At 63.3% G+C, this 7756-nt stretch carries 4 protein-coding genes and 1 pseudogene; 4 read left to right on the forward strand and 1 reads right to left on the reverse strand.

What is annotated here, in order from left to right:
- Positions 1-97 precede the first annotated feature (97 nt).
- A pseudogene (locus tag EN780_RS40755) lies at positions 98-225 on the reverse strand (VOC family protein); the annotation flags it as partial.
- A gap of 295 nt (positions 226-520) precedes the next feature.
- Between EN780_RS40755 and EN780_RS22325 the strand changes: the two are divergent.
- The 4 genes from EN780_RS22325 (at position 521) to EN780_RS22340 (ending at position 7713) form a co-directional block, all read left to right on the forward strand.
- Positions 521-3304 carry a valine--tRNA ligase gene (locus EN780_RS22325; protein ID WP_128275339.1) on the forward strand — a complete coding sequence of 928 codons (2784 nt, stop codon included), beginning with the start codon at positions 521-523 and terminating at the stop codon, positions 3302-3304.
- Positions 3305-3664: 360 nt separating this feature from the next.
- Complete coding sequence (locus EN780_RS22330; protein ID WP_128275340.1) at positions 3665-4876, forward strand: OmpP1/FadL family transporter; 1212 nt, start codon at positions 3665-3667, stop codon at positions 4874-4876.
- A 289-nt stretch (positions 4877-5165) separates the two neighbouring features.
- Positions 5166-6890 (forward strand): dihydroxy-acid dehydratase, encoded by a 1725-nt coding sequence (ilvD, locus tag EN780_RS22335; RefSeq protein WP_128275341.1) that lies wholly within the window; start codon positions 5166-5168, stop codon positions 6888-6890.
- Positions 6877-7713, forward strand: coding sequence for a tetratricopeptide repeat protein (locus EN780_RS22340; RefSeq protein WP_127283793.1), 837 nt, complete (start codon positions 6877-6879; stop codon positions 7711-7713). The genes ilvD and EN780_RS22340 overlap by 14 nt, the downstream gene beginning before the upstream one ends.
- Positions 7714-7756 lie beyond the last annotated feature (43 nt).

The following is a 7756-nucleotide window of genomic DNA, read 5'->3' on the forward strand; positions in this document are numbered from 1 at the left end:
GAAATAGAGCGCGTCGCGCGCGGCGCGTAGTAGCTTTCGTAGATCAGGTCAAACAAAATGAAAGCGCCGCCTTCGGGCGGCGCTTTTTTGCCGTTGCTCAGCCGGTGGCGAAGCAGATCAGGTTGCCGTCGGGATCGCTGACGATGAACGTGCGGGCACCCCATGGCTCCGTCCGCAGCGTCTGATGAAATCTGGCGCCTGGTATTCAAGAAACAACGGCTTGATCGCGTATCTTGTGGTGTTCGAGCATTGGCATGGGCGCGTTACGGGGTTGAGATGGCGTAGGCGGGCAATGCCCCTCCGGGCAACAGCCGATGCGCCCTACAGCAGCGTGGCCAAGCTACGGGGGGTGCCGTCCGGGGCCCAAGAGCCACGCCGCTGCTCGGCTCCGGGAGTTGCCTTGATCTGTCCTGCCACTATCTAGCAGCAGTGCCGTCGGCCACGCGCCTGCGGTTGACTTGCCCACAGCCTTCCGATTTACACCGGACCCAACAAATCCCGACAGCCCGGACCGCTCCCCATGCTCGAAAAAACTTACGACGCCAAAACCGTCGAGCCCAAGATCGCCAAAATCTGGGAAGAGGCCGATGCCTTCCGCGCCGGCGCAGGCGCGGAGGAGGGGGCGGAGGCCTTTACCATCGTCATCCCGCCGCCGAACGTCACCGGCTCGCTGCATATGGGCCATGCGCTCAACAACACGCTGCAGGACATACTGGTGCGCTTCGAGCGCATGCGCGGCAAGAACGTGCTGTGGCAACCGGGCATGGACCATGCCGGCATCGCCACGCAGATGGTGGTCGAGCGCCAGCTGATGGAAAAGCAGATCCACCGCCGCGATCTTTCGCGCGAGGATTTCATCGAGAAGGTCTGGGAATGGAAGGCCCAATCCGGCGGCGCGATCTTCAATCAGCTGAAGCGGCTCGGCGCCTCGGCCGACTGGAGCCGAGAGCGCTTCACAATGGACGAGGGCCTGTCCAGGGCGGTGTTGGAAGTGTTCGTGACGCTCTACAAGGAAGGGCTGATCTACAAGGACAAGCGCCTTGTGAACTGGGACCCGAAGCTCCTCACCGCGATCTCCGACCTGGAGGTCGAGCAACACGAGGTCAACGGCAATCTCTGGCACTTCCGCTATCCGGTCGAGGGGGCTGTCTTCGACCCGGAAGACCCCAAGACGTTCATCACGGTCGCGACGACGCGTCCCGAGACGATGCTTGGCGATACGGCGGTGGCGGTGCACCCGGACGACGAACGCTTCCGTCATCTGGTCGGCAAGAACGTCATCCTGCCGATCGTCGGCCGCAGGATCCCCGTCGTGGCGGACGAATATTCCGATCCGGAAAAGGGCTCGGGCGCGGTCAAGATCACGCCGGCGCACGACTTCAACGACTTCGAGGTCGGCAAGCGCCACAAGCTGCCGGCGATCAACATCCTCACCGTCGAGGCGGCGATAACCCTCAACGACAATGAGGATTTCCTCGCCGGCCTCGAAGTGACGCCGGAACGCCAGGCCGTCTGGGACGAGCTCAATGGCCTCGACCGCTTCGCCGCGCGCAAGAGGATCGTCGAGCTGATGGAGGCCGGCGGCTTCCTCGACAAGATCGAGGCGCATCGCCATACGGTGCCGCATGGCGACCGCGGCGGCGTGCCGATCGAGCCGTTCCTGACCGACCAGTGGTATGTCAACACGATCGAACTGGCGAAGCCGGCGATCGCCTCGGTGCGCGAGGGCCGCACCAACTTCGTGCCGAAGAACTGGGAAAAGACCTACTTCGACTGGATGGAAAACATCCAGCCCTGGTGCATCTCGCGCCAGCTCTGGTGGGGCCACCAGATACCGGCCTGGTACGGGCCGGATGGGCGCGTCTTCGTCGAGAAGACCGAGGAAGAGGCGCTGGCCGCAGCGATCGAATACTACCTGGCGCTGGAGGGGCCGTGGAAGGCATGGGTCGAGGACAAGCTCGAGAATTTCAAACCGGGCGAGATCCTGAGCCGCGACGAGGACGTGCTCGACACCTGGTTCTCTTCCGCGCTGTGGCCGTTCTCGACGCTGGGCTGGCCGGACCAGACGCCGGAGCTCAAGACCTACTACCAGACCGACGTGCTGGTGACCGGCTTCGACATCATCTTCTTCTGGGTCGCCCGGATGATGATGATGGGCCTGCACTTCATGGACGAGGAGCCGTTCCACACGGTCTATGTCCATGCGCTGGTGCGCGACAAGAACGGGCAGAAGATGTCGAAGTCGAAAGGCAACGTCATCGATCCGCTCGAGCTCATCGACGAATACGGCGCCGATGCGCTGCGCTTCACGCTTGCCGTGATGGCCGCGCAGGGGCGCGACGTGAAGCTCGATCCGGCGCGCATCGCCGGCTACCGCAATTTCGGCACCAAGCTCTGGAACGCGACGCGCTTCGCCGAGATGAACGAGGTGGCCCGCAATGACGATTTCTGGCTGAACGACGCCAAGCTCGCGGTCAACCGCTGGATCCTCACCGAGCTGACGCGGGCGGCGCGCGACATCACCGACGGCATTTCCACATACCGCTTCAACGAGGCGGCGGGTGCCGCCTACCGGTTCGTCTGGAACCTGTTCTGCGACTGGTACCTGGAACTCCTGAAGCCTGTATTCATGGGCACGGACGAGGCGGCCAAGGCCGAGAGCCGCGCCTGCGTCGCCTTCGTGCTCGACGAGATCTACAAGCTCCTGCATCCGATGATGCCGTTCATGACCGAGGAGCTGTGGGCGCAGACCGCCGGCGAGGGCCAGGAGCGCGCTTCGCTGCTTTGCCACGCCGCCTGGCCGTCGCCGGACTTCGAGGACGCGGACGCGGCCGCCGACATCAACTGGCTGGTCGATCTCGTCTCCGGCATCCGCTCGGTGCGCTCGGAAATGAACGTGCCGCCGGCGGCGATCGCGCCGTTGATGGGGATCGGCGCCAACACGCTGACGCAAGAGCGGCTGGAGCGCCACGCCCAGGCCATCAAGCGGCTGGCGCGCGTCGGCGACATCGCGCTGGTCGACGCGCCGCCGAAGGGTTCGGCGCAGATGGTGCTCAACGAGGCGACGGTGTGCCTGCCGCTCGGCAGCCTGATCGACCTCGCGGCGGAAGCGGCGCGGCTGCAGAAGGAACTGGCCAAGGTGACCGAGGAGATCGCCCGCCTGCACAAGAAGCTGTCGAACGAGAAATTCGTCGCCAACGCGCCGGAAGAAGTGGTCGAGGCCGAGCGTGAAAAACTGGCCGAATACCGCGAGGCGCAGGAGAAGCTTTCGGTGGCGTTGACCCGGGTGCGCGACGCCGGCTGAAGTCAAGATTCGCCTCTACTGGGAGGCAGGTTTCCGGTAGGTCAATTGCCTCGAAAACGGCCATGCCGTTGGGTTAATTTTGACGTAAACGGAAAGTTTTAGCCCCATTGTTGCCATAATGTAACAATGGGGCCAAATGGCCCCGAAAGACCTTGTTTTTGAGCTTTTTGTGACAGGTTTCACAGATTTTTTCCGCCGAGTTGCCTTGGCAAAGCCATTTTTCGGCTAGGCGGCGGCATGCGCCGATAGGCCCCAAAGGCGGCCGGCCAAGGTGTACATGTACGCCTTCCGAATTCATTGTTGCGCCGTTAACCCGAATTGGTTCTAGCTTGATCCACTAGTATTTCGGGGAGGACATCCATGAACAATTTGCGTTTGAAAGCACTGCTGGGGGCGGGGTGTTTTTCGCTGGCTCTGATCGGATCTGCGATGCATCCGGCGCGTGCTGGCGGCCTGGAGCGGGGCGGCTACGACATCGATCTCCTGTTCGATCCGGCACCGTTCGCCACTGAGGCCGAAGCGACCTATGTGATGCCCGACCGCAAATACAAGAATGCGCGCGGTCCTGGTGGGGCCGATCTCGGCCTGGGTACCACGGCCGATGGAGCGGAGCCATACTGGGTCCCGCGGATCGGAGCCAAGGTCCAGGTTGTGCAAGGCGTGGACTGTATGGTCGACTATTCGCAGCCTTGGGGCGCACATGTAGCACCTGGCATGTGGAACGGCGCGATCTCCAATATCGAAACCGATATCAAGAGCGACAACTACGCGGCCACCTGTTCCTATAAGATGGATGCCGGAAAAGGCCAACTCCGTTTCATTGGCGGCGTCTTTTATCAGGAAGTGTATGGCTTCAAGGAAGGGCTGGTGTCGCTGTTCCCTATAGCGACCGGACGTGTCGATCTGTCGAGCAGCGGTTGGGGCTGGCGAGCCGGGCTCGCATACGAAATTCCGGACATCGCGTTGCGTGCTAGCCTTGTCTATAATTCGCAGGTCAAGCTCGACAACATCTCTGGTTCGCTGACGACTCCCCTGGGTTCTACGGCGATCTACTCGCCAACGCAGTCGATGCCGGATTCGCTGGAACTGAAACTGCAGTCGGGCATCGCGCCCGGCTGGCTGGCTTTCGGGTCGATCAAGTGGGTGAACTGGAGCGTGCTGCAAAGTGTTCCGATTTGCCCGACCTTGGCTCCAGCTGCACTTTGCTTCACGAATGGTCCGGGACAAGTGACCTCACTTGACCTGATGTATCGGGATGGCTGGACGGTAACGGGTGGCATCGGCCACAAGTTCAACGATGAGTGGGCCGCAGCCGGTCAGCTTTCCTGGGATCGCGGCACTTCGCATGGCTACGGCTCGCAGACCGATACCTGGACATTGGGCGGCGGCGTTGCCTACACGCCAAAGCCGAACATCGAGGTTCGTCTGGCCGGCGCGATCGGTGTCATGACCAGCGGCCATTCGGGCACGCTGGCCGGTGAGAACGGCTATGTGGCGGGCACCGACGCCAGCTACGACTTCGGCAACGATCTGGTCACGGCGATCTCGGGCGGTGTCAAGATCAAGTTCTAAGTATCTGAAAATTCGACTAAAAGGCCGGGCAATGCCCGGCCTTTTTCGTTGCCTAGACAGTAACTGACCACGCCCGTAGCTGCCTGCGTTGCAGATAAGCCGCACATCCCGCGCCCCTCACAATTGTGACGTTTTAGCAACACTTTATGAACAACCCCAGCGCTACAGTTCCGGCCAGGGGGATTGCCCATTTCCCGCCATAAACCCGGCGCACCTCGAAATGGTCTCGGGACACGCGCCAAAAGGCTCGGCGATGGGGCAGGCCGCACCGCCCGCGGCAAGGACGAGTATGGACGCCAGAGCTATCTCCAAGGCCAAGCTGCCCAGCCGCTACGTGACCGTGGGTCCGGCGCGCGCGCCGCATCGCTCGTACCTCTACGCCATGGGATTGTCTGCGGCCGAGATCGCGCAGCCGCTGGTCGGCGTCGCCAGCTGCTGGAACGAGGCGGCACCTTGCAACATCTCGCTGATGCGCCAGGCGCAGGTGGTCAAGAAGGGCGTCGCCGCCGCCAACGGCACGCCGCGCGAATTCTGCACCATCACCGTCACCGACGGCATCGCCATGGGCCACCAGGGCATGAAGTCGTCGCTGGTGTCGCGCGAGGTGATCGCCGATTCCGTCGAGCTCACCATGCGCGGCCATTGCTACGACGCGCTGGTCGGTCTTGCCGGTTGCGACAAGTCGCTGCCCGGCATGATGATGGCCATGGTGCGCCTCAACGTGCCGTCGATCTTCATCTATGGCGGCTCGATCCTTCCCGGCAGCTATCGCGGCCGGCAGATCACCGTGCAGGACGTGTTCGAGGCGGTCGGCCAGCATTCGGTCGGCACGATCAGCGATGAAGAGCTGCTCGAGATCGAGCAGGCAGCCTGTCCGTCGGCCGGCTCCTGCGGTGCCCAGTTCACCGCCAATACGATGGCCACCGTCGCCGAGGCGATCGGCCTGGCGCTGCCCTATTCCTGCGGCGCGCCGGCACCCTACGAGATGCGCGACCGCTTCAACTACGCCTCCGGCGAAAAGGTCGTGGAGCTGATCGCGAAGAACATCCGGCCGCGCGACATCGTCACGCTGAAGTCGCTGGAGAACGCCGCGACCGTGGTGTCCGCCACCGGCGGCTCGACCAATGCCGCGCTGCACCTGCCGGCGATCGCGCATGAGGCCGGGATCAAGTTCGACCTCTTCGACGTCGCCGCGATCTTCGAGAAGACGCCCTACATCGCCGATCTCAAGCCCGGCGGCAAATATGTCGCCAAGGACATGTTCGAGGCCGGCGGCATTCCGCTGCTGATGAAGACGCTGCTCGACCATGGCTATCTGCACGGCGATTGCATGACGGTGACCGGCCGTACTTTGGCCGAAAACATGCAGCATGTTGCCTGGAATGACAGCCAGGATGTGGTCCGTCCCGCCAACCGGCCAATCACCAAGACAGGCGGTGTGGTGGGTTTGAAGGGCAACCTTGCCCCCGAAGGCGCGATCGTGAAGGTCGCGGGCATGTCGGAACTGAAATTCTCGGGTCCGGCGCGTTGCTTCGATTCGGAAGAGGAGTGCTTCGAAGCGGTCACGCAGCGCAATTACAAGGAAGGCGAGGTTCTCGTCATCCGCTACGAGGGTCCGCGCGGCGGTCCGGGCATGCGGGAAATGCTGTCGACGACGGCGGCTCTCTACGGCCAGGGCATGGGCGGCAAGGTGGCGCTGATCACCGACGGACGGTTCTCGGGCGCGACGCGCGGCTTCTGCATCGGCCATGTCGGGCCGGAGGCGGCTGTCGGCGGTCCGATCGGGCTCATCAGGGACGGTGACGTGATCTCGATCGATGCGGTCAACGGCACGATCGAGGTGGCGCTGTCCGACGCCGAACTGGCGGCGAGGAAGAAGACGTGGAAGGCGCGCAAGACCGACTATCAGTCGGGCGCGATCTGGAAATATGCGCAGACGGTCGGATCGGCCCGCGACGGTGCGGTGACCCATCCGGGCGGTGCGAAAGAAACACATTGCTATGCGGATATCTGAGGTGTTGAGGTCGTCTGTCTTTTCGGCACTGGTCGTGTTCGCCACTTTTGGCGCGACCTTCGGCGCCGTGGGCCAGGCCGTGGCCTTCGACGACAAGGTGTTCGACGACAAGACCGGCGTGAAGCCCCAATCCAGCCCGTGGGCGGTGTTCCAGTTCGGCTTTTCCGCCTACAAGAACGGCCACAAGGACCAGGCGGTCGAGGCCTACAAATATGCCGCCGAGAACGGCCAGATCGGCGCTACCTGGAAGCTTGCGCGCATGTATGCCGAAGGCGACGGCGTGGCGCGCGACGACTACGCGGCCTTCAAGTTCTTTTCGGAGATCGTCGATCAGGACGTCGAGCCGGGATCGCCGGAGGAGAGCTATGTCTCCGACGCGCTGGTGGCGCTCGGCGACTATCTGCGCAAGGGCATACCCGGCAGCCCGGTCACCGAGAACGAGGTGGCCGCGCAGGAATACTACATGCGCGCCGCCGCCAACTACCGCAATCCGAACGCCCAGTTCGAGATCGGGCAGATGTTCCTGAAAGGCGAGGGCGGCGTCAAGGCAAGCGTCAAGCAGGCCGGGCGCTGGCTCCAACTGGCGGCCGAGAAGGGCCATGCCGGCGCGCAGGCGACGCTCGGCAACCTCCTGTTCCAGAGCGGCAAGGTGGTGCGCGGCCTGGCGATGATGACGGCCGCACTCGAACGTGCCGCACCGGCCGACCAGCCGTGGATCCGCAGCATGCAGGAAGAGGCCTTCGCCGCCGCCGGCGAAGCCGACCGTCGCACGGCCATCTCGCTCGCCGACGACATCCTGACGAAGGGCGGCGGCGACCAGTAAGCCGCGCCGCTGCCAAGTCACTCCAGGCAAATCAGTTCTCGGT

Origin of the sequence: Mesorhizobium sp. M4B.F.Ca.ET.089.01.1.1, assembly GCF_004022605.1 — a bacterium.
Lineage (GTDB): Bacteria > Pseudomonadota > Alphaproteobacteria > Rhizobiales > Rhizobiaceae > Mesorhizobium > Mesorhizobium abyssinicae.